The organism is Exiguobacterium acetylicum DSM 20416, from assembly GCF_000702605.1.
GTDB lineage: Bacteria > Bacillota > Bacilli > Exiguobacteriales > Exiguobacteriaceae > Exiguobacterium_A > Exiguobacterium_A acetylicum.
This window is the reverse complement of the sequence record NZ_JNIR01000001.1, coordinates 3,097,059-3,119,832: the sequence shown is the minus strand read 5'-3', so window position 1 is coordinate 3,119,832 and position 22,774 is coordinate 3,097,059. Positions and strand designations below refer to the sequence as shown.

Sequence of the window (22,774 nt, the reverse complement as noted above, 5' to 3'; positions counted from 1 at the left end):
ACTTTTTAAAAGTGTACCACTCCGAAGGTGTTTTATATTGTCTCAAAATTTTAGGTTAGCCCAACCTGCCGAACGGTTTTTGTGCACTTTCATGCTTCGTCATACGGTTGTTCCAAAATCAGGACGCGTGAACCGTCCGGATTCTCGGTCAGTTCGATTTCAACGATGGCTTGACCGACGAGCAAGACGATCGGTAATGCCGGATCATTCTCGCGAAAGAAACCGATTTTTCCGTGATACGTATCCATGTAATCCGCATAAAGAAATGTGCCGTTAACGTGTAACTCATCCTTCATGCGATTAAACGTCAAGCGTGGGACACCGTACCAGGCTTCCCCATTCAAATAAAGTAACGGACGTTCGCCGACCGATTCATTCATCGCCCGTCGGACTTCGATCGCCCCGGACGTATCGTAATACAAGCGATCCTGACCACGTGTCGCGATGACGATCGGATGTTTTTGATACAAGACAACTTCTAAAATTTCATCTGCTTGTTCGACGAAATAACCAGTCTCATCCGACTGGGCAAAACTAATCGTATACAGCTGCATCCAGGAAACAATATCCGTCACTTGAACCGGTTTATGAAAAAGCGCAGAAACAAGCAGTGTTTCTTGCGGAGTCACAATCAGATTGACGGAGATATCCGCTAAGCGGATCGTCCGGATTTGTGTCGAAGGATACGTATGGTCATAACTCGGTACAAGCATCGCTTCATAGTGATCATCCTTTTCGACCAGTTCAATCGATGGCATGCGTCGATCAAAATCCGCAATTTGAATTCGTTTCATCCGACATCTCCTCTCACCTTATCGAACAACCTCACGCAAGTTATTACCCAATATCTGGTTTTCGTGCACTCCCCTGAATTCAAAAAACCGGAACGCATGCGTCCCGGTCATTGTAGATACAGATCATATAGTAGATATAGAATGCCTCCGACGATGATTAAAAATGAGAAGATGCCCGCTTTCCCAAAAAAGACGCGATCGACGGTTTCATCCCGTTCGAATCTTGGCTTCGTCATACAGTACCACTCCCTTTAATAAGCTTGTAGTACTTTATTCATTTCGACATCCACCATCCTATCCCTTGTTATGATCTGTCATTTCATTCCATTTGCGAAATAAATCAATGTTTCGGTCTCATCTTCTGTCAACGATCGTCCGGTCTCTTCTGCATACAAGGTTCGCATGTCCTTCAGTCGTCCCCCGGTCGCTTCTGTTACGCGAATGGCTCGACGCAATACCTGAACCTCTTCTTCAAATTCCGACTTCGGCATCGCTTCTCCATGCGACCAGATATAATAGTCGGCATCTAAACGATCGAGTGTCGCTAGTAAACGCGTCGTTCGTTCGACCGTATAATTCCACCTTGGTGAGAAGATATCGGCATACATCGCGTCACCTAAGAACACGACACGTTCTTCCGGAATGTAGACAAATAGACTTCCTGGAGAGTGATCATTTTCGACTTCGATCAGTTGACAATGCACCCCACCTAAATCGAGCTCCAGTTGTCCTTCAAAGCCGATCGTCGGTAAGACAATTTCGATATCGCGCGTCACTCCGAACTCGAGCTTGATCGCGTCCGCACAAAACGGAATCTCGATGCCTTGATCCATTCGTTCTTGTAACGCTTCATCCGTCCAGGCATACGGCTGCATCTCCTTCATATGCGTGATCGTTTGCTTGGTTGCGATTGATGGGAGACCAAGATGTTTCATTCCAAAGATATGATCCCAGTGCCAATGCGTCAATGCCAATAAGTCAGGTGATCCAAGTTCGTGTTTCTTCATTTCTTCTAAGAATAGTGCTGCATGGGCTGACGAGTTCCCCGCATCAATCATCAATTGATGCTTCTCCCCACGCACGACAGCAAGAATCGGTCGATCCGTCTCGCTGACCGGTGTCTGATACCAAATCCGTGAAGTCAATTGTTTGAAGTGTTGCATATCCTACCTCCTTATCATCTGCTCTTAGTATACGTCATGACAAAACCGGGTTCATCTAGAAGACGAACCCGGTCTGCTTAGTTGTTATTTTTTAGCGTTTGGTCGAAACGGCCACCAGACTCCTTTACCGAACGATACCGTGATTGCTGGAATCAAGAGTGGTAAGACGATCAAACCATACAAGAGTAGACCTGTGATGACGATCGTCGCGATTTGAACGAGACTCAAGACACCAGACGGCATCATCGCCCCGAAGGTTCCTGCAAGAATAATCGCTGCCGTGATGATGACAGACCCCATTTTTTTCATCGACAGGAACATCGCTTCCTTCGTATCGAGTCCGTTGATCGTCTCTTCCCGGAAACGGTCGAGTAGGAAGATCGAGTAGTCGATACCAAGGGCAATCAACATGACGAATCCGAAGAACGGAACAGCCCAACTGATACCGTCATATCCGAGTCCGTTGACGAAGATCAGCTCTGCGATCGACATCGACGTATAATACGTTAGCAATAACGAACCAATCATGAACAACGGCATGATCAATGAACGGAACATGATCGCTAGAATCACGAAGAGACTGATCAGCATGACCGTCACCGTTCGTTTGAAATCGGCTTTTGACGTATCGTTTAAATCACTGTTGACGCTTGAGATCCCACCGTATGCAACACTGCTGTCTTCAAATGGTGTATCTTTGATTGTCTTCGCTGTCGTCTCTTTGATCGCAGCGACGGTTTGAATCGCTTCTGGAGAATACGGATCATCCTCGAGGATGACTTCGAACTTCAATCCCGTCTGTTGATCAATCGCGTAACGATCAATCGCTGGTTTAAAGGCTTTATCCGATAGCGTATCTTTTGGTACGAACACACCTGTCCCCCGAATCGATGTCGCTTGTCCCATCTCGGTCAGAAGATCCGAGATTTCCTCAAGACCACTTTCAATTTTCGTCAGTCCTTCGTTCGCTTGACCGACACCATCCGCAAGTTGTGTTAATCCGTTCCCCAACTGACCGGCTTGCGCTCCTTGAGACGCGATACCGCTCGCTGCTTGACTAATGCCAGCTTGAACTTGGCTCAATTGACCAGACAATGCATTCAACGTTCCGACGGTTTGCGGGATGTTTTGGGTCGATTGTAACCCTTGACCGACAAGCGTCAACTGTTGGTTGATTTGCCCGAGTCCGTCTGCTGCTTGTTGCAACTGACTCGCACCTGCTGAAGCCGCGTCTCCTGCCGGTAGCTGTCCTGTGATGCCGTTGAGATTATCTTCAACGGTCGTCAGACCAGACTGAACGTCCCCAAGACCAGCTGTTGCTTCTTTCATGCCATCAGCAACTTGTTTTAATTGACGATCGACGTAGAAATCATTGATGACTTCGCCTGTCGGACGAGAAATCGAACGAACCGATTTGACCCCGTCAATCTTCACCAGTTCGCGACTGAGTTGTTCCGCATAAGGAACTGTTTTTTCAGTAATCAAATCATCGTCACTCTTCAGGATGACGTTGACCGGGAGCGACTCACCTGCACCAAATCCATCCGAGATCGCATTGAGTCCTTTGACCGTCTCATACTTCGCACCAATCTCATCGACGGTATTAAACGAAAGGTCATCATCATACGTAAAGAGTGTCGGGACCGTGACGATCGCAACGATGATCATCGCAAGCAACGGACGACGGATTGATAATCCACCATAATGTGCCCAGAGCTTGCTATCCTGGTGACTCGCTGCCTTCTTAGATGGCCAAAATAGCTTTTCTTTTAATGTCGCCATGAAGAATGGAACGAGTGTGAACAAAACAAGTAAGAGTGCGGCAATCCCGACCGCAACGGCGACCGATGACTTAAAGATCGGGAAGTCCGCAAAACCGATCGCTGAGAAACCGACAAGAACAGCGAGACCACTGATTAGTAACGTACGCCCTGCTGTCTTATACGTGTTGACGATTGCTGTCTCAACGTCGTGCCCTGCCGTCAACTCTTCCTTATACCGGCTCAGGAGCAAGATACAATAATCCGTCCCAATCCCGAATAGAATGGCGACGAGGAAGATTTGCGTATAGTTCGATACCGGGAAGCCGAACCAATCGACGAAAAAGGCGACGAGTGATTGACTGATCAGGTACGTAAACCCAACTGCAACGAGTGGGACGAACGGTGTGACGACTGAACGGAAAACGAGCAGAAGCAGTCCGAAAATCAATCCGACGGTAATCAGTTCTGTCCGCTTCAATCCTTCTTGTGAGCTCGTATTAACGTCATCGTTGATTAACGCTTCACCCGTTAGATAGATCGTTTGATCCTTTGGTAAGAGATCCGTCCGGATTTGTTTTGCCAGTTTGACGATTTCTTCTTGCGAACCGTCGACTGTAATCGGCACGAGGACCGTCTTTTTATCTTTTGAGACGAGCTGTCCTTCCGTCTCTTTGTTTTCAAACGGATCCAGCACATCCGTGACCGGACGATCAAGTGCTTCTAAATCCTGAACGATTTGTCCGATCGACTTTCGATCGGCATCGCTGACTTTGTCTTTGAGCGGAATGACAAGCGAGATCGTTTCTTCGCTGGCCCCCGCTTTTTCTAAAATGTCAGCTGCCCGTTGCGAATCAGCATCATTTGCAAGCTGAATCGCACCTGCTTCTTCTGCTTGTTTAGCCAAGTTTGGTGCCGTAAATAGTAAACCTACTGTAACGATGAGCAATAACGCAAGAATTGCCCAGCGCCATTTGACGATTTGTCGCATATCCGATTCTCCTCTTCCTTCTATCTGTTTTTAGTCATTCAACTGCAAAATCTCTTTAATCTTTTTGAAGGTTTCGATGAACTGAATGATTTCTTCTTCCTCGACCTTTCCTTCAATCAAATTCTCAAGATACGTATAGATTTCTTGCTCCGCTTCTGTTGCCACTAACCGACCTGATTCCGTCAACGAAATGTACTTCGTCCGGTGGTCGTCTTCTCGTCGTTCGACGATGACGAGACCTTTTTCCGTCAACTTTTTCAGCCGGTTGGAGATGGCACTTTTGTGAACACCCTGCACTGCCGCGAGACGACCGGACGAAATCGGTCCATATTTTCCGACGAGCTTCAACACATGAAGTTGCTCCGGTGAATACATTTGCCAAACGGGTGCTTCGACCGACTTCAACACACGTTCTGTTCCGTGGATCATGACTTCTTCAAACAGGAGGACTGCTTCACGTAAATTGTCTTTCATTTTTAGTTTACCCCCTAAACTTATGAAGTTAGTTTAGCCCCTCAACTAGAAGGCTGTCAACTCTAAACTGTCACAACTTACAGATGCAGAACATGACCAATTTCTGTATGATAAAAGAAGAGAGGAGCTTGCTTATGTTGACTTTGTTTTGGATTGCGTTAGTCATCTGTCTCGTAGGTCTTGTCTTTACGTTACGGATTGCCAAGCAACCAGCAGAAGAAAAGTATGACCATAAAACTTCGGCCAAAAACATGTCTTGGATGTATTTTATTTTTCTTCCGATCATTTTGATTTTATTAGGCATCTTCTATTATTTTTTAACATGACATGAAACAGCACACATCGTCTGATGTGTGCTGTGTTTTATCACTTCAAGGTTTTAGGACGGACGATATAGATATCGCATTTTGCATAACGGGAGATGTTTTCAGAGACACTCCCGATCATGATGCGTTCCATCGCATTCATCCCGACCGCCCCGCAGACGATCAACCCAGCACCGACACGTGGTGCGATGACCTTCGGAATCAATGTTTTGGGAGAGCCATTTTCGATGACCAGTTCAACTGTCTCGATGCCTGCTTCTCGTGCCCGCTTCTCGTAACGATCGAGCAGTCCTTGTGCATATTCCGTGACGTTTTGATCAATGAAACGCTTATTGGCACGTACATTAGCAAATGTCTGAATATCAATGACATGGGCGATAACGAGTTTAGCACGATCGAGTTTGGCAAATTTCACTGCCTTTTCAAAGGCAAGATCTGCCGTCTTTGATCCATCGACTGCCACTAAAATCGTATGATACTGGCTCTCCATCAAGAATCATCCTTTCTGCACGACTCTCTTACAGCATCCGGTCATTTTCATTTTCGAGGGCGCGGTTTTCGTGATCAAGTTTCCGTTCTGCCTCGATCCCTTCTGGTTCAGTCTCCAAAATACTTTTTGGTTCCGGCGCAGGACGTGCTGCTCCTGCCTCGTCTGCTAACAGGACATACTCACCTTGCTGGACACGTAAGACATGCTGACGAATATCCGACTCTGGTAACCCAAGTTCCGTAAAGGCAGTTTGAATTTCCTCAGCCGAAGACGGTTTGCCTGTAAACCGCTCAAACAGCGTCCGTTTCCCGGAGACGAGTTGAGCCGCTGATTGTCCACGTAACATCGCCATATCGGTCTTGTCTTGTAACACGACATACAGATCCTCTTCTAAATAACCCGCAAAATGTAAATCCTCGATTTTTCGAATCAAATCCGTTTCATTTTGATAGACACCAATCCATTGTTTTTTTCCCATGACACACGTCTCCCCCTTTTATAACAGCTATATGGGATATACCCCAAATTCACCTAAAACATGACTAAGACGAAGAAGACTTCGGTGATTGCTGTCGAAAAAGACGTTGCCGTTTATAAAAGACGTAATAGCACAACAGTAAAGCACCTACGATCCCGATTCCTGTTACGATTTGTTGCACAAGAGCGAGGCGATCGTTAAAGAACAGTCCAATCAAATACCAGACGAGCGTGAGACCAAACACCCAGTCGGAATGAATGATGACAAACAAGAGTCCTCCGATAATCGCTACGACGAGTGCGAGCGTACTCCATTGCTGTTCGGAAAGACCAAATAGCGAAGTGAACTGAAAATCGGATAAGATCCGAAATGGTAAAATCAACAACATCGTACTCATCCAGGCGAGCAGGACTGAAATCGGAGAGCGCATCCAAGGCGATCGTCGCGGATGGTGTTGAATTTTCATATAAACTAAGCACAGACTAATGAATGAAATCGTTGTCCAGACAAGTTCCCATGGTGGTCCGGTCATACTACTGACGCCAAGCGTCACGAGTGATAACGCGAGCCATCCTCCGATATCTTCAATCAGTTCTCGATCTGCAGGAAAGGCACGAACCGGTCGAATACACCAAATTAACAACGTCGTGAACACGACACCTGTAATCGCATCGAAAAAAGATGCTGGAACAAGAGGCAACGCAGGAATGGTGACCGGATTTGACCAAACGACGCGCGCTAGCAATGCAAAGAGGAATGCTCCTATATTCATGAGGCGTAAAAATGTTAAATACTGCACGTCCCTCTTCACCTCCTCGTTCATTCTGTTATTCAATTCCCCTTGCAAGAGGCAGAAAAACAAAAATGTCGCTTTGTTCTGTTGCTAAATTCCGGTACGATGAAAAGAAAAGGAGGAACGCGAATGGACGCATTTTTATTGCCCTATCAATACAACTTTATTCGGAATCAAGTCGATCTGTTACAACATCAATTCGCTGCCGTTCATGATCCGGATGTTCGTGATGCTGTCCGGTATAGTGCTGCTGAAAAGATATTCGATCTATTGCCCGTACTTACACCAGAACAGGAAGCGCTGTTGACGAACATTCGTGACGCTGAATCCGAACAAGATCTCCTCGCGTATTTAGCACATGTCGAACCGTTCGTCCAACCGTTTCCGAGCATTTCTGAATCACGGATCCGTCAGCTCTTCAAAAAAACGAAAAAGTTACATGTTCCGCCACTTCACTCCTTTGAATGGGCTCACACGACGTTTTTAAGCTGGAACGATACCGGGAATCGTAAAAAATACTTCGTCTATCCTTTGGACGATCAATGGATCGGCGTCGAGGGAACCTATCTTCCATCGATCCAAAAAGGGATTTGTGCGATTTGCCATACGTATAGTGACATCACACTCGTAACCGCCACGACACGTCGTTCAGCTGAACAGCATCAGACGATTGGTCATCATATGTGTATCGACAGCGATGCATGTAATCAAGCTGTGACGAATCCAGAAGTCATTGAAACGTTCTTAGCACGCACGCAAAAGAAATGATCGGCATCAAAAAAACACGTTCGTATGACTGATCCGATAAGGTTCGGTATACGAGCGTGTTTTTGAATATGACGACGTTCATGTGTTCGTTATCGCTGGATCATGCAAGCAAAATTGATTCTTCCCGCGACGTTTTGCCTCATACATCGCTAGGTCTGCTTGCTCGATCAAGTCCGATCGAGAAGCTGCATGCGCCGGATAGATCGCTCCACCGATGCTCGCTGTTACCGGAAGTGGAATGATACCATGGTGAAACGGCTGTCGGAACAAGGAAACGAGATGTTCCCCACACTGCACCACTTCTACTTCTTGTTCAACGTCAAATAACAAGACGACGAACTCATCTCCACCTTGTCTTGAAATGACTGTATTGGGCGGCAATTTCTTTTGTAGACGTGTCGTAACATCGACGATGAGTTGATCTCCGACACGATGTCCATACGTATCGTTAATCTCTTTGAAGTGATCGATATCAATAAAGAACAACCCAACCTGCCCGTCAGTCGCTTCCGCTCGGTACAAGGCATCTTGGAACAGTCGCGCAAACAGATATCGATTCGGTAACCCTGTTAAGGCATCGTGATATGCCATGTGTCTCATCTCCTCCATGGCAGTTGCTAATGCTTCCGTTCGCTCTTCCACCTTCGCTTCGAGATTTTCGCGCAACCGTTGATTGTCAACAACGATCCGGATTTGACGGGAAATCAACAACGGAATCGCAATCATTAACCCAATCGTCAAACCGTTCCAACTAATCGTTTGTCGTGCCATCGTCACGAATAGAATCAATAAGAATAAGTAAGGAGTGATCAAACGTAAGACATCGATCCATCTCCGTGTAACGTCAAGAGGAACGAGAGATTCCTCAGCATCAAAGCGATACGCGGCAAGCCCGACAATCAGGACAGTCGCTAACCATAACGGATCGAGCCAACTCGAAGGAAATGGATAATCAAATCGTTCGAGTATCACGTATAATAGATCAGCGAGTAACTGAAAATGAAATGCGAGTAGAATCAATAATAACGAGCCGCCATTGCCACGCTTCATCAAACCAAAGAATAAGACAATCATTCCACCGAGCAACAATAAATCACCGATCGGATAACGAAGCCATAAAAGCGTTTCAATCGTCAACAAGGCATTCGCTTCTAAATAAGGCGTCACTAAGTAGTGCCACGAAAGAGATCCTGCAACGACTAAAATGATGAACTCATCGAACAAAAAGACCCGCAAATTGACTTCTTGTCGTCGATTACGCAGGAAATAACCGAAAGCAATGATATAGATCAAGATTTGAAGACTGAAGATCAAGTCGATCCAATCAAACGGTTCTGTTCGCGTCCATTCTCGGAGGAAGTATAGAAGTTGTCCACATTCGCCTATACCAAGCATCGCATTAGCGAATAATAATAGAAGAAATAAGCGGTAAGTAAAAGGGCGTCTTGTATGGCGTCGTTGTGCCCGCCAAATCAAATAGAGGGAAAGCGTTACGCCACCGATCGTGAACAGACTGTTGACGACTTGTCCGATTACCGTATCCGTGCCTACATACGTCACCCAGACGATATGAAACAGCAACCAGCCCATAACGACTCCCAACCATCTCTGATACATGACGATTCCCCCTTTCCTTTTTTAACCATAGTTCGTTTGTCCTATAGGTATATCGGTTCAGGATTGCTGTTTATTCACTCTTTTTTTATTTTATTAAAATCTTTTTTTCGCATGATTACTCATTTTAAAAACAACCAAAAACCGTGTTCACACCTAAGCGGTCTGAACACGGTTTAACTGGAACGTATCACGTTTTCTTTAACTAGAACGTCGATTCTTTTCTGTCGACTCAATGGATTCACTTAGACTGAGCGGTAACACGATGATGAATCGACTACCTTTGCCAACTTCAGATTCGACATGGATGATGCCTTCGTGTTCTTTGACGATTTCCTTACAAATCGATAAACCGAGTCCCGTTCCACCGATTCGACGTGTATCCGAGTTATCGACACGATAGAATTTATCAAACAAGTGAGCAAAGGCATGATGCGGAATCCCAATTCCTTCATCCTTCACTTCAATGATGGCTTGATCGTCTTTCGTATCAATCCAGACATCTATGCGCCCACCATCTGGAGAATACTTGATCGCATTGTTGATCAAGTTACTCATTAATTGTTTAATCCGGTCTTCATCTCCTAAAATGAATGGACGATCCGGGCTGAGCAACTGCAAATGGAGATCGTGCTGTTCACTTGAAGCGTCATACAAGGACATCACTTGTTCAGTTAGGGTAAACAAATCGAGATGTGCCATTTGGTACAACTGTCCACCTGACTGCATTCGCTGAACGTCTAAGAAGTCCGTGACGAGGTTCGATAACCGTTCCGTCTCATTATGGATCGTCGCTAGATATTTCTGCTGTTTTGAGTCATCGATCTTTCGATTCAGCATCAACTCTGTAAAACCATAAATAGATGAGAGTGGTGTTCGTAACTCATGCGATACGGTCGAGACGAGTTCTGTTTTGAGACGATCGGCTTCTGTTTCCCGGGTAATATCCCGTAAGACGAGGATGATTCCCTTCCATCCTCCGACAACATCAATACGTTCCGCGTAGACTTCGAGATGAGCGGTGTTGTTTCGAATATCAAACCGGACCTTGTCCGGTGAAATCTCACCGGAACGAATCAAATCTAGATACGTATTAAAGGCTTCGACGTCATCCACCAACTGACGCATTACATTGATGACGTACTCACTCGACGGTAACGTTCGATCTACCGTAAATTCCGATTGTAGTTCTGGAATTAACTCAAACAACGGACGGTTGACGTATAATTCTCCATTTCCATCCTCAAGATAAATGATTGCTTCTCGGATTGAGTCCAACACTTGCTCGGTCTTTTCTTTTTCTTGACGCATCCCTTCGTAAGAACGCGTTCGTAGGAGCGATAACGTCATCTGTTGCGCGAACTCGCGAATATCCGTTAACTGCTGTCCTTTATAGGCAGATTTATAACGAACCAGATAGATGGCTGCAATCAATTCATGCGTTTCTGGATCTTCGATAGGAATCGTCACTTCATACGTGCTAAATGAATATGGATAGTCTTTTTGACGCGTCACCCGTTTTTCCGATTGGATGAATTCCATCTCCCGAACCGATCGATTGATGACGGACATCTCATCTTTCAAAAGAACTTTTAAATAATCCATCGTCATCCCATTCGTCGTCGCACCTATGAACTGTCCTTCTTCATAGAGCAATAGGGCACCGTACTCCGAAGAGGTGATATCGATCATCTTTTGAACGATTGCCGGGTACGATTCGACGGTTTCACGAACAGCAAGCGCCTCGGTCAATTCGCTACGCAATCGGAGCTTTTCCTCATTCTTTTTCGTTGTTTGATACGCTTCTTCGAGTTCTTCTTGTTGCGCTTGCAGTTCTTCTTGTTGCGCGAGCAACTCTTCACTTTGCGCCTGCAACTCTTCGTTTTTGCCTTGCATCGCATCCGTATGGGCATTTGTCGTCACGACCATCCGATTAAAGGCTGCGCGCAACAATCCGATTTCGTCTGGTCGCTGCTCGGCAGCTTTATCAATCTTAATCGGTTCTTTCCGAGCGAGCTTCTGATTATCATCGATTAAGCGTAGTAATTGTCGTGTCATCCGGCGAAGGAACGGGTGCACGAATAAGAGAATGAAGGCGATGAGCACAACAATACTGGAGATCCAAATCCATTGTGATTTTGCGACCTCACTCCGAAGTTCACCGACAGCCGTTTCTTGTTGTTGGCTGAGATTCGTCCGGTATTCCTCAAGTGCTGCAGATGCTTTTTCGATGTCTGGCGTAATATCAATCGAACCATCGGCAGTTGGCTTTAATCGCCCTTGATCAACAAGACGCTCGGCAATCGGCAAAGAAAACAGACTATCCCCCTGTAAGAAGTCCTCATTGATCCGATTCGCCTTTTTTTCATTGACGTAAGACTGGGTCAACGGGAACAAGGCATCATAGTATAACTCATATAAATTCGTCATTTGCGCTGCGAATTCTTCTTCTTCATCCGTTTTTGCGTTTCGCATGAACCAATCTGTCTCACTTTTGATATCTGTTCGGAGCGCTTGGATTTCATCAAACCGTTCCTGATTACCAAAAATGACGAATCCGCGTAAACCGAACTGAACCGTTTGCCAATTGTCCCACAAATCATTGGCTCGGCGATTTTGTTCACTGATCGTCTCGAGATTCTGTTTTGATGTTTCGATTCGTCCTTCCATGTAGTCATAGACAAAGAACGAAGTAATCGATACTACGATCAGTACCGCATAAAAAACAGTCAGCAGTTGCCGACCGATTCGTCGCCGAATCCAATTCACCATGAATGTATCCTCCTCATCATTCGTTGAATGATGCTTTTTCATTTGTTTCTATAGATTTAATATAATAGAAACGCTTTCGAAGCAACAGCTAGGATATCCAAAAAAAGACCTTTTCTCGGAATGTACCCGAAAAAAGGTCTTTTTACCCTCTTACTTTTTCGCTTTCTTCACTGTCACAGAAGTCACAGGGCTAACTTGACCACGTGTATTCTTAACATAGATGGAAAGCTTCGCTTTTGCTTTTTGCTTCGGAATTTTGACGGAATAGTTGCCTTTTGCAGAAACCGTTCCTTTTCCGATAACTTTTTTCTTCGCATCTTTTACATAAACACTCAATTTCTTTTCAGCTGTACCGGTTACTTTCGTTTGTCCGGCATAGACGGATTTCACTTTCGGTGCCGCTGGGGCTGGTAGGACTTTTACGATCGTCGGTTTACTTGTACGTTTAGCAATATCCGTCACTGTGACGATCAAGCTTGAACCACCGACTTGTTTTGGTAATTTCGCACTGAAGTGACCTTTTGCATCAACTTTTGCTGTGGCGATTTTCTTTTGTTTCGCATCTTTAACGGTAATCGTACCACCCGCGAGAGCTGTACCTGTCATTTTTGTCGCACCAGCAAGAACTGGTTTGACCTTCGGTGCTTTTGGTGCTTTTCCTGGAAGAACTTCTGTCCGTTCCGATGTAACGTCTAATCCGTTCGCATAGCGAACCGTCAAGACTGTCTTTTGGTTTTGACGCGGAATCTTCACGCTGTATTTTCCTGCTTGAGCTGTTGTCGTAGCTAGCTTTTTGTTCGTCGTTGTTTCCTTACCATTCTTATCTTTCGTTACGACTGCTGCCCATACTTCAACTTTTGTTCCTGTCTTGACCGTTCCAGAAACAAACAATTGGTTATCGTAGACGTCATTGACATTCCCGTTCAAGTTCAACTGAGAAATCGCACGTGGAATACTGACTTTTCCGTATCCAGAGACTGGGCTGACGTAAGCTGGGAATGCAGGTTCCATCTTTTCCCCGTCTTCATCTTCTTCAAAGTCGAACCAGTCGTTTGGATTTTCAAACGCAAGTGGCTCTGCACTCTTACGCAAGATCTGTTCGATTTGTGTTGGTGTCAGTTTCGGGTTCAGTGACTTCAAGATTCCCGCTACTGCTGCAACGTGTGGTGAAGCCATACTTGTTCCATCCATGTATACCGTGTTACCGTCTGGAATCAAACTAGCGACTTTCGATCCGGGTGCTACGACGTCAAGACCAACACCATAGTTCGAATAATCAGCGACCATTCCGAGTGGGTTTGTCGCTCCGACAGAAATCGCATATTCCGAGTTCGCTGGGTAACCGACCATCATGTCATAGTCGTTTCCTGAAGCCGCAACCACCGTAACACCATGATCTGCTGCATATTTCATCATATAAGCCATCGTCCGGCTCTCACCGCCACCAAGACTCATGTTGATGACTTTTGCGCCATGATCGACTGCATATTTAATCCCGAGTGCAATCGCGTCTGTTTCGCCTTCGCCATTTGCATTCAAGACTTTAACCGGCAAAATTTGTGCCGATTGATGAATTCCTTGGATCCCGTAATCGTTGTTCATCGTTGCTGCGATGACGCCCGCTACGTGTGTTCCGTGACCGTTATCATCGATCGCATCCCCGTCACCGTTGACGGAAACATAGTTCTTTTCATTTGCGATATCAACTTTTCCTTGTAAGTCCTTCAAGCGATAATCGACACCTGTATCGATGACTGCAATCTTAACAGGCGCTAACTTCTTCGAACCGAAACGTTGTTGGAACGCTTCAAACCCGATCCCAACGTTATCAAATTGCTCAAAGACGGTCTTTTTGTTGACAGCCCATTGATAATCGAAGTTGATGTCCTTCGTTGCGCGGTACGTCTGAATTTTCTCAACGTACTCGACAGCTGACGAACGGTTGAGCGATTGTTTTAATGCGGTTGCCGATTGACCTTTGACAGTTGGGTCTTCCGTCACGATGACGAAGTCTCCCGCATTACCAAGGGATAAACGTTCTACATCCGTTGCCTGAACACCCGCAATCTTCATCGAACGGTTCATTTTACCTGGCTTTAATTTAACGATATAACGTGTTGCTTCTTTTGATTGAATGTTCATTCCCAGTGACTGGAATGTTTCGCTCAATTTGCTTCCACTTAATTTAGAGACATCCATTTTGTTGGCATATCCATCAATCTCTTCCGCAATCACAGCAGGTGATGCGTCACGTGATAATTTGTAGAGACGATCGACAGCTTGTTGATCAGCTTTCGTCAATGTGTATGATGTTCCACGTACGAGTGATTCCATCGCAGGCTTCAATGTTTTTAAATCTTCGTATGCTTGTTGACGCTTATCTTTGTTGAATAATAGCGTTTTGACGACGTAAGGAGACGCTTTGTAGTAAAGCGATGTTAAAGCACGTCCTGCATCAGATTGGCTCAATACTTGCTTTTGGATCGAGTGCATGAGTGCAAGCATCGGCTTTTCTTCTTTTGTTTGTTTGAGTGCTTCTTCCGCCATACAGCTGATGTCATTGATCGGCTCATATTCAACCGGCAATTTGACGTTGTTATACGTCAACTTGACATGAGCGGCTTTCGTCGTCTTACCTTCTTCGATGTTCGGGTAATATTCGACTTTGACATAATACGGTCCATCCCATGCATATGGAACGGCTAATTTTGTAAGGTTTTTTTCATCTGGCTCCGCCTCTGTCCGGTAACGATCAAACGTATCGTCTTCCGCAGCCATCGCTTCACTCGGATACGCCGTTACTTGAACAGGTTGATCCGTATCAATCGATAGTTCGAAGTGTGACGCGGTCTTTTCTACACCCGCTTCATGGTTGACGCGGTACCAATATGTATTTTTTTCTTCCGTTCCTGTTTCAAGCGTCGTTTCTCGTCCTACTTTCAAGAGCGTTGCTTTAGCAAGGGCTGTTTCCGCCTTTGCTGTCGTAGGTCCTACTCCGAGTGTCAAAATCAGACAGCTCAGCATGACCCAAATCACCAGTTTCTTCACGCCTGTTCCTCCTTCAAGATGGATGTACTTTATCTTGATTATAAACAGTAACTGGATAAAATGGATATTTATTTTATGGATGTATCTTACAATTTTGAAAGGAAAGGCATCCCATGCATATGAGCATCGAATGCCTTTTTGTGATTATTTAAAATCTGCTACATATTCACCGTATCCTTCTTGTTTCAAGTCCTCTTTCGGAATGAAACGTAAGGCAGCCGAGTTCATACAATACCGAAGTCCTGTTGGCTCTGGACCATCCGAGAAGACGTGTCCCAGATGCGCATTTCCGTGACGACTCCGGACTTCCATCCGTTTCATGCCGATTGAAAAGTCACTTTTCTCAATGATATTACCTGGTTCGAGTGGTTTCGTAAAACTTGGCCATCCCGTTTTCGAATCATATTTATCATTTGACGAAAACAATGGTTCACCAGAAATCAGATCGACATAGATTCCGTCCGCCTTCAAGTCATGATACGGATTATCAAACGCCGGCTCCGTCCCATCTTCTTGTGTCACCTTATACTGAATCGCAGTTAATTTCTTTTTGATTTCTGCATCAGACAACTTTGCATACGTTGGAAGATCGAGCTTTGGTTGATCATTCCAGTAGCGGTTGATGAAGTCGTCGCGTCCAGAAGCTGCCCGGTAAAACTTATACTTTTTCTCACTCTTCAAATAGTAATCCTGATGGTATGCTTCCGCTTCATAAAAAGGACCTGCCGCAATCAACGGTGTGACGATTTTATCATCGAAGACTTGTTGTTTCTCTAAATCTTGTTTCGATTGCGCGGCGATTTCTTTTTGTTTCTCATTCGTATAGAAAATCGCTGTCGTATAAGACTCACCACGGTCGACGAATTGACCATCTGCATCCGTCGGATCAATCTGACGCCAGTAGACATCTAGCAGTTGCTTGTACGAGATGACATTCGGATCAAACGTGATCAACACCGCTTCCCGATGCCCTGTCGTCTCTGCTGATACTTGGTTGTATGTTGGATTTTCAACGTCACCGCCGGTATAACCTGAAATGACAGACTTAACTCCTTTTAACTCCTCAAACGGTGGCTCCATACACCAGAAGCATCCGCCAGCTAAAATCGCCGTCTCTTCCGCTTGATAATTCAATTCCTTACTACCACTTGATTTTGCCTGCTGTTGCTGGAACACGAAGTATCCTCCGACCATGATGACGATGAGACCGATGACTGATAAAACTGTCCACATTCGTTTCTTCATCTCCCTTCGCCTCCTTTATTCAGCTTACGTCACGCGACGTCGATTGGATGTTCTTTTATTTAACTGTAACGCGCTTACTCTCTCTTGTCGTAGCATGTGCTCAAGCAGAGCACATTGGATCATCCTGATTAAAGAAGTGTGATCAGGGAATAGACTCTATAACTCGAAAACACCAGGAGGGGTATTTATGTTTGATTACACTGTGACATCGCATCACAATCTGGATCAGGTCATGACTCAACTGAAGCAAGCTCTCTCAGAGGCATCGTTCGGTGTCTTATGGGAGTTTGATTTGGCTAACAAATTCGAAGAAAAAGAGCTCTCTTTTGATGAAAGCTATCATATTTTAGAAGTATGCCAACCAAAAGAAGCACACCGCGTCGTGTCCCATGACTTGCGGGCTGGTTACTTTCTTCCATGTAAAATCGTCGTCTATACCGAGAACGGGCAAACGAAAATCGGTATGCCAAAACCAACTGCCTTGATGGACTTAGCAGATGAAGCCGAACTAAAGACGGTCGCAGAAGAAGTCGAACACACGTTACGACACGTGATCGATCAAGCTGCACAATAAGAAAACGCTCTACTTGTACATTGTTTCATAAAGAAACATCGTACAAGTAGAGCGTTCTTTTGTTTACAAGATGTCGATCCAAATCTTCACCGCTGTCGCTAAAATCAGAACAGCAAGAATGACTTGGAGAATCTTCGTGTTCATCTTCTTCCCGGCGATTGCGCCAAGCGGTGCTGCAATTAGACTGGCAACGACCATGATTGCCGCAGGACCCCAGTCGACTTGCCCTGTCGTGATTTTACCGACCGTTGCGCCGATCGACGAAATGAACGTAATCGCAAGCGATGAAGCAATCGTCATCCGTGTCGGGATTTTCAAGAGAACGAGCATAATCGGGACGAGTAAAAAGGCACCTGCTGCCCCAACGATTCCGGCTCCGACACCCACGATGAATGCCGATACTGCCGCAATCATTTTGTTGAACTGAACCTGATCAAGCGGAATGTCGTCGATCCCTTTTTTCGGAACGAACATCATGACCGCTGCCGTTAACGCGAGAACACCATAGACGATGTTGATCGTGTCTTCAGCCAGGATATTTGAACCATACGCACCGATGAAGCTACCGATTAAAATCGATCCCCCCATGTAGACGATCAATGATTTATTCAAATAACCGCCTTTTCGGTAAGCCCAGACGCCACCAATCGTTGCAAAAAAGACTTGAATCGCACTGATTCCCGCAACCTCATGGGCAGAAAATGCTGCAAAACCGAGTAGGGGCGGGATATACAATAACATCGGATATTTAATGATTGAACCGCCAATTCCTAACATTCCTGAAATGTAGGATCCGACAAATCCGATTAAGAAAATCGTCACGATAAAACTGAATTCCATCGTTTATCACTCCTTAAAAAAAGAGAGCCGTAACTCAGCTCTCTTTTCGAAATTAACCTTTTTGAATCCAGAATTTTAGGACGCTTGCTTCTTCTTCGTGTTTGACGAGTTCATGACCACCTGATGTCGCCCACGCCTGAAGATCGTTTTTTGCCCCTTTATCCGTTGCATGGACTTCAAGGATTTGACCTGATTCGAGTCCTGCGATGGCTTTTTTTGTTTTTACGATTGGCATCGGACAAGCAAGTCCTTTTGCGTCGAGTACGAGTTCTGATTTCATGTTGTATTCCTCCTGAATGATTTAATGTTTGTTATGATTCGGTTTAGCGTACCGCACAGCGGTTCGGTCCGACTTCCATTTCCCGTTGTGTCTCAAGATCGGGTGTCTGTTTCCCCATGTTCGTTTCACGGATATCTTGATACGCGTTCGGTTGTGGCGGCAAGTTCTCTGTGACCATTTTCCGGAATGTTGCTTCATCATCAATGTTGAGACCATGGTTGTTCGCAAGCAAGATGCTTAATTTCTCCGCTACACTACCATCCGCGTTCAATTCTTCAATGATCATGAAATGTGCTGGTAAGACGATTAATTCCGGTGAAAGATCACGATACGTGTTGTAGAGCGAATCACGTAAGTCGCCGACCCAGTCTTCCGCGAGACCGGCTAAATCCGGACGACCAATCGAATCGATGAACAGGATATCACCCGTTAATAAATAACGCTGATCGACGATGAATGAAGTCGATCCAATCGTATGTCCCGGGGAATAAAGAGCGCGTACTTCAATCGCTGTATCCCCCACTTGAACCGTACTACCGTTTTCAAGTGGTGCATAATCGAATGTGACATCCGTCGCATCTTTTGGCGGCAACCAGTATGTCGCGCCTGTTTTTTCGGCGATGTCGCGTCCTCCAGAAATATGATCCGCATGAAGATGTGTATCAAACACATGCTTAATCGTGACATTGCGTGATGCGGCATAATCCAAATACACATCCGTCATTCGTGTCGCATCGATGAGCACGGCCTCTCCTTCCGAGATGACCATATACGAGAGACACCCTTTACCGATTCGAACGAACTGAACGACTTCACCTTGATCAGTTCCTGTTTCGTTCAGCGTTCCGAGTGAAATCGGTTCTAGATGTTCACTCCATGCTTTCATGCCGCCTGACAGATACGATACGTCTCGTCCTGCTTCTTCCAACATATCGGCGACGAAAATTGATGAACCTTCTTTTGCGCAAACGACGAGTACATCCTGATCCGTCGGAAGCTGATCGAGAATCTCCTCGACACCATCCAACAATTCAAAATACGGAATGTTGAGGTACTTGAAGTTCTCTCCTTCGATTTTCCAATCTTGAAACGCATCCTCATTCCGTACATCTAAGATGAACAAAGACTCGCGTCCAATGATTTTTTTCGTAACTTGTGCGGCTGTCATTGCTTGTGCCATATCTACTAGTTCCTCCTCTGCTTTACGCTGGTGAATTATTTCGCTGAAACGAGTGTTGTCGTCTCAAATGCCCATTCCTGCATACCTGGTACGACATTGTGGACCGTATACCCCTTGTCACTGAGCTGTCGGCATGCCATGTCACTTCGGCTACCTGTTCGGCAGATGACGTAAACCGTCTGATTTGAATCCAGTTCTGCATGTCGTGTCTCAAGTTCACCTAACGGAATATTGATGGCTCCCGGTACATGCGCGAAGGCATATTCTGCTTGTTCACGAACATCAAGCACTGTGATCGAGTCGTCTTGACGTGCTGCTTCGACTGTTGCATTGTCGACGGTTTGAGCGAATGCTGCTGGTTCCGTGACATCACCTGTTGATTTCCGAACGTAATGACGGAGTACTTCGCCTTCTTCGATCGTGCCTAAATAATGATTGCCAGTGCTGTTTGCCCAGGCACGAAGATCTGCAGTTGATCCTTTATCCGTCGCCTGAACTTCGATGACTTGTCCCGGTTCCAACGTCTTGATCGTTTTTTTCGTCCGAACGATCGGCATCGGACAAGCGAGACCTTTGGCGTCCAATACGATATCTGATTTAATCATAGTCATACAATTCGCTCCTTTACGGTGTGGGGTATTATTTATTTTGTTTCGCCTTCGTACGACATCATGCCGCCATCCATGTTCGTCACGTCATATCCTTGTCCTTCGAGATATGTCGTTGCGCGACCACTGCGCGCACCAGAACGGCATACCATGACATACTCTTTTTTCTTGTCGAGTTCGTTCATCTTGAATTCAATCAATCCGAGTGGAATATGGATCGCTCCCGGAATCATTCCTTCTTTGACTTCATCGACTTCTCGGACATCAATAACGTTCAGTTGTTCACCACGTTCGATTTTTTCCTGTACTTCTGTTGCTGTCATGCGTTTCATATTGAATTCCTCCTCTTGATTCGATTCAGCGCCAGGCATTCATTCCGCCACGGACTTCCGTGACATTCGGATAACCGGCTTTTTTTAGTACTTTGACGGCTTGTTTGCTTCGCATCCCGCTTTGACAGATGACGAGCACTTCTTTGTCTTTCGGGATTTGATTCAGTTGACTGTTTAGCGTTTGTAACGGAATGTTCTTAAATCCTTTGATGTGATTGCCTTTGAATTCTGCCGGTGTCCGAACATCGAGATAAAATCGTTTGCGGTCATTTAGTAACGGCTTCAGTTCCGTGGTCGACACTTGCTTGACGCCTTTTGTTGGGGCGAACACCTTATAAGCGAGATAGCCGACGACGAGCAACAAGATAATCGATAGTACATCCATGCGTCATTCCTCCTTCAGATCATTAGATGAATAGATTGACGTTTCCGTTCTCCGCATCGGCGAGGTAGGCGGCAACACCTGCATACTCAATCCCGTCGTGTAATTCTTCCTGTTTCAAACCGAGTAAATCCATCGTCATCGTACAGGCGACGAGTTTGACATCCTGTTCTTTCGCTAATTCGATTAAGTCTGGAAGTGGCATCGCATTGTGCTTCTTCATGACGTTTTTAATCATTTTTTGACCTGCACCACCGAAGTTCATTTTCGAGAGTGGCATCTTATCGGCACCGCGTGGCATGAACTTACCGAACATCTTCTCAAGGAATGTTTTATCCGGCTGGATCGGTTCATCCTTACGCATCGCATTCAAACCCCAGAAGGTATGAAAAATCGTGACTTCGTGATCGTATGCGGCTGCACCGTTGGCAATGATATAAGCTGCCATGACTTTGTCGTACTCTCCACTAAATAAAACGATGGTTGTTTTTTTGTATCTGACATAAACGTAATTCCTCCAAGTTTTTACCCTAAGGGGTATATTAATTCGTAAAAAAAAAATTCTATCTGCTTTTCATTAAGAGTTGAACAGCCTCTGCAACGGCTTGTTCATGATTTTCCGTCGCATCATCCTGACGGACACAGTCAATCAAGTTTTCACTGACGACGAGACCGATGACGCGATCAATCGCACTACGTGTAGCGCTCAGTTGTGTGACGACATCCTTACAGGACGCCTCTTCTTTCATCATTCGAACGATTCCATGGATTTGTCCTTCAATCCGATTCATCCGATGAATGATGCGATCTTCATAACCGTTTTCCATATGAAGTCCATCTCCTTTTTCAAATGTGACATGCGTCATACCTCGTTGGTACATTTCATACAATAATACCTAATGGGGTATAAGTCAACGAAAAAGATTTCTGGATTCATCACTATGTTCAGTGAGTCCGAAAATCTTTTTGTAGTCAGCCTTTCCAATTCGCTTCTAAAAAATCGATCCAACGCTCGGCTAGTCGAGTTGGCATTTTCTCTGGTAACAGATAACGAAACGTCCGGTTGGAGATCCCTTTCGCATGAATTGTAAAAGATTCAGACGGGAAAGACGTGACAAGTCGTTCTGACAGCGCTGCAATACCACTCCCATTCAAAACAAGTTGTCGCGCTAAATAATTCGCATCTACTGTAATCGTTCGAGTGGGAACGATCGACGACGCATCAAGCCAACGATGAAGTGCATAGCGAGAAGCGGATCCTTCTTCCCGGACGATCCACGTCGCGTCTTCGAGTGCAAGATGTGTCGCTCCAATGATATGCAGTTGATCTTTCGCAAAGACGATTTGTCTCATTCCATCAAGTGTCAGTTCTCCTTCAATCATACCGAGATCAATCTCACGATGTCGTAAAGCTGTTGCCACTTGATCATGATTCATCAATTGGATGTCCAGTGAAACTTTAGGGTGAGCATGTGAAAACAGATGGATCATATCATCAAGCAATATCTCGTGGATCGTATGTGTTGCTCCGATCCGTAGTGTACCTTGGAAAACACCTTCCGATTCATCTAACTGCGACTGCATCTGTTCGAGTTGGAATAGAATTTCTTTTGCGTGGCGATAGACAATCCAGCCCATTTCCGATACCTCGACCCCTATTGCGAATGAATCACGTATTAACAATGAATGTCCGATATCTTCTTCTAGTCGTTTCACGTGAACACTGACCGTCGGTTGCGATAGAAATAACTGCTCCGCTGTTTTCGTAAAGTGACGTGTTTCAACGAGTGTGACGAACGTTCTGAGTTCAGTTAATTTCAACAATACCCCTCCCCATTACATTTCATAATCATTTGTATTTA

At 45.4% G+C, this 22,774-nt stretch carries 24 protein-coding genes; 3 read left to right on the top strand and 21 right to left on the bottom strand.

What is annotated here, in order from left to right:
- Positions 1-89: 89 nt before the first annotated feature.
- The 5 genes from P401_RS0116545 to P401_RS0116525 form a co-directional block, all read right to left on the bottom strand.
- The gene (locus P401_RS0116545; protein WP_029343334.1) at positions 90-794 is read right to left on the bottom strand and encodes a hypothetical protein; all 705 of its coding nucleotides are present in this window, start codon (positions 792-794) and stop codon (positions 90-92) included.
- Positions 795-901: 107 nt separating this feature from the next.
- Positions 902-1,030 (bottom strand): hypothetical protein, encoded by a 129-nt coding sequence (locus tag P401_RS19070; RefSeq protein WP_255415721.1) that lies wholly within the window; start codon positions 1,028-1,030, stop codon positions 902-904.
- A 78-nt stretch (positions 1,031-1,108) separates the two neighbouring features.
- Complete coding sequence (locus tag P401_RS0116535) at positions 1,109-1,957, bottom strand: MBL fold metallo-hydrolase (protein ID WP_029343333.1); 849 nt, start codon at positions 1,955-1,957, stop codon at positions 1,109-1,111.
- Positions 1,958-2,041: 84 nt separating this feature from the next.
- On the bottom strand, positions 2,042-4,708 hold the full coding sequence (locus tag P401_RS0116530; protein ID WP_029343332.1) for an MMPL family transporter: 2,667 nt from the start codon (positions 4,706-4,708) through the stop codon (positions 2,042-2,044).
- Between the two features lie 30 nt (positions 4,709-4,738).
- Positions 4,739-5,182, bottom strand: coding sequence for a MarR family transcriptional regulator (locus tag P401_RS0116525; protein WP_029343331.1), 444 nt, complete (start codon positions 5,180-5,182; stop codon positions 4,739-4,741).
- A gap of 134 nt (positions 5,183-5,316) precedes the next feature.
- Between P401_RS0116525 and P401_RS0116520 the strand changes: the two genes are divergently transcribed.
- Positions 5,317-5,508, top strand: coding sequence for a hypothetical protein (locus P401_RS0116520; RefSeq protein WP_029343330.1), 192 nt, complete (start codon positions 5,317-5,319; stop codon positions 5,506-5,508).
- A 40-nt stretch (positions 5,509-5,548) separates the two neighbouring features.
- Here the strand turns inward: P401_RS0116520 and P401_RS0116515 are convergent, their stop codons facing one another.
- From P401_RS0116515 to P401_RS0116505, 3 genes are all read right to left on the bottom strand, one after another.
- A complete protein-coding gene (locus P401_RS0116515; RefSeq protein ID WP_029343329.1) occupies positions 5,549-5,998 on the bottom strand; it encodes a universal stress protein in 450 nt (149 codons plus the stop codon).
- Positions 5,999-6,026: 28 nt separating this feature from the next.
- The gene (locus P401_RS0116510) at positions 6,027-6,476 is read right to left on the bottom strand and encodes a general stress protein (RefSeq protein WP_029343327.1); all 450 of its coding nucleotides are present in this window, start codon (positions 6,474-6,476) and stop codon (positions 6,027-6,029) included.
- Positions 6,477-6,540: 64 nt separating this feature from the next.
- Complete coding sequence (locus tag P401_RS0116505) at positions 6,541-7,275, bottom strand: hypothetical protein (RefSeq protein WP_029343326.1); 735 nt, start codon at positions 7,273-7,275, stop codon at positions 6,541-6,543.
- 123 nt (positions 7,276-7,398) lie between these two features.
- Here P401_RS0116505 and P401_RS0116500 point away from each other — a divergent pair, with 123 nt between their 5' ends.
- On the top strand, positions 7,399-8,037 hold the full coding sequence (locus tag P401_RS0116500; protein ID WP_029343324.1) for a FusB/FusC family EF-G-binding protein: 639 nt from the start codon (positions 7,399-7,401) through the stop codon (positions 8,035-8,037).
- A gap of 78 nt (positions 8,038-8,115) precedes the next feature.
- Here the strand turns inward: P401_RS0116500 and P401_RS0116495 are convergent, their stop codons facing one another.
- The 4 genes from P401_RS0116495 to msrB form a co-directional block, all read right to left on the bottom strand.
- On the bottom strand, positions 8,116-9,654 hold the full coding sequence (locus tag P401_RS0116495) for a GGDEF domain-containing protein (protein WP_029343323.1): 1,539 nt from the start codon (positions 9,652-9,654) through the stop codon (positions 8,116-8,118).
- 198 nt (positions 9,655-9,852) lie between these two features.
- On the bottom strand, positions 9,853-12,423 hold the full coding sequence (locus tag P401_RS0116490; RefSeq protein ID WP_029343322.1) for a HAMP domain-containing sensor histidine kinase: 2,571 nt from the start codon (positions 12,421-12,423) through the stop codon (positions 9,853-9,855).
- Positions 12,424-12,573: 150 nt separating this feature from the next.
- Positions 12,574-15,471, bottom strand: a complete 2,898-nt coding sequence (locus P401_RS0116485; protein ID WP_029343321.1) for a S8 family peptidase — start codon at positions 15,469-15,471, stop codon at positions 12,574-12,576.
- Positions 15,472-15,615: 144 nt separating this feature from the next.
- Positions 15,616-16,716, bottom strand: coding sequence for a peptide-methionine (R)-S-oxide reductase MsrB (gene msrB, locus P401_RS0116480; RefSeq protein ID WP_029343320.1), 1,101 nt, complete (start codon positions 16,714-16,716; stop codon positions 15,616-15,618).
- A gap of 187 nt (positions 16,717-16,903) precedes the next feature.
- Between msrB and P401_RS0116475 the strand changes: the two genes are divergently transcribed.
- On the top strand, positions 16,904-17,290 hold the full coding sequence (locus P401_RS0116475) for a DUF302 domain-containing protein (RefSeq protein WP_029343319.1): 387 nt from the start codon (positions 16,904-16,906) through the stop codon (positions 17,288-17,290).
- Between the two features lie 63 nt (positions 17,291-17,353).
- Here the strand turns inward: P401_RS0116475 and P401_RS0116470 are convergent, their stop codons facing one another.
- From P401_RS0116470 to P401_RS0116430, 9 genes are all read right to left on the bottom strand, one after another.
- Entirely contained in the window at positions 17,354-18,130 is a 777-nt protein-coding gene (locus P401_RS0116470; protein WP_029343318.1) for a sulfite exporter TauE/SafE family protein, read from the bottom strand.
- Positions 18,131-18,182: 52 nt separating this feature from the next.
- On the bottom strand, positions 18,183-18,410 hold the full coding sequence (locus P401_RS0116465) for a sulfurtransferase TusA family protein (RefSeq protein ID WP_029343316.1): 228 nt from the start codon (positions 18,408-18,410) through the stop codon (positions 18,183-18,185).
- A 43-nt stretch (positions 18,411-18,453) separates the two neighbouring features.
- Entirely contained in the window at positions 18,454-19,590 is a 1,137-nt protein-coding gene (locus P401_RS0116460) for an MBL fold metallo-hydrolase (RefSeq protein WP_029343315.1), read from the bottom strand.
- Positions 19,591-19,625: 35 nt separating this feature from the next.
- Positions 19,626-20,195 (bottom strand): sulfurtransferase TusA family protein, encoded by a 570-nt coding sequence (locus P401_RS0116455; RefSeq protein ID WP_051656367.1) that lies wholly within the window; start codon positions 20,193-20,195, stop codon positions 19,626-19,628.
- 38 nt (positions 20,196-20,233) lie between these two features.
- Entirely contained in the window at positions 20,234-20,530 is a 297-nt protein-coding gene (locus P401_RS0116450) for a rhodanese-like domain-containing protein (protein ID WP_023466941.1), read from the bottom strand.
- A gap of 25 nt (positions 20,531-20,555) precedes the next feature.
- A complete protein-coding gene (locus P401_RS0116445) occupies positions 20,556-20,915 on the bottom strand; it encodes a rhodanese-like domain-containing protein (RefSeq protein WP_029343312.1) in 360 nt (119 codons plus the stop codon).
- Between the two features lie 22 nt (positions 20,916-20,937).
- Positions 20,938-21,453: a DsrE/DsrF/DrsH-like family protein gene (locus P401_RS0116440; RefSeq protein WP_268871259.1), complete on the bottom strand. Its 516-nt coding sequence runs from the start codon at positions 21,451-21,453 to the stop codon at positions 20,938-20,940.
- A gap of 22 nt (positions 21,454-21,475) precedes the next feature.
- Positions 21,476-21,739 carry a metal-sensitive transcriptional regulator gene (locus tag P401_RS0116435; RefSeq protein WP_023466936.1) on the bottom strand — a complete coding sequence of 88 codons (264 nt, stop codon included), beginning with the start codon at positions 21,737-21,739 and terminating at the stop codon, positions 21,476-21,478.
- A 145-nt stretch (positions 21,740-21,884) separates the two neighbouring features.
- Positions 21,885-22,733 carry a LysR family transcriptional regulator gene (locus P401_RS0116430; RefSeq protein ID WP_029343310.1) on the bottom strand — a complete coding sequence of 283 codons (849 nt, stop codon included), beginning with the start codon at positions 22,731-22,733 and terminating at the stop codon, positions 21,885-21,887.
- Positions 22,734-22,774 lie beyond the last annotated feature (41 nt).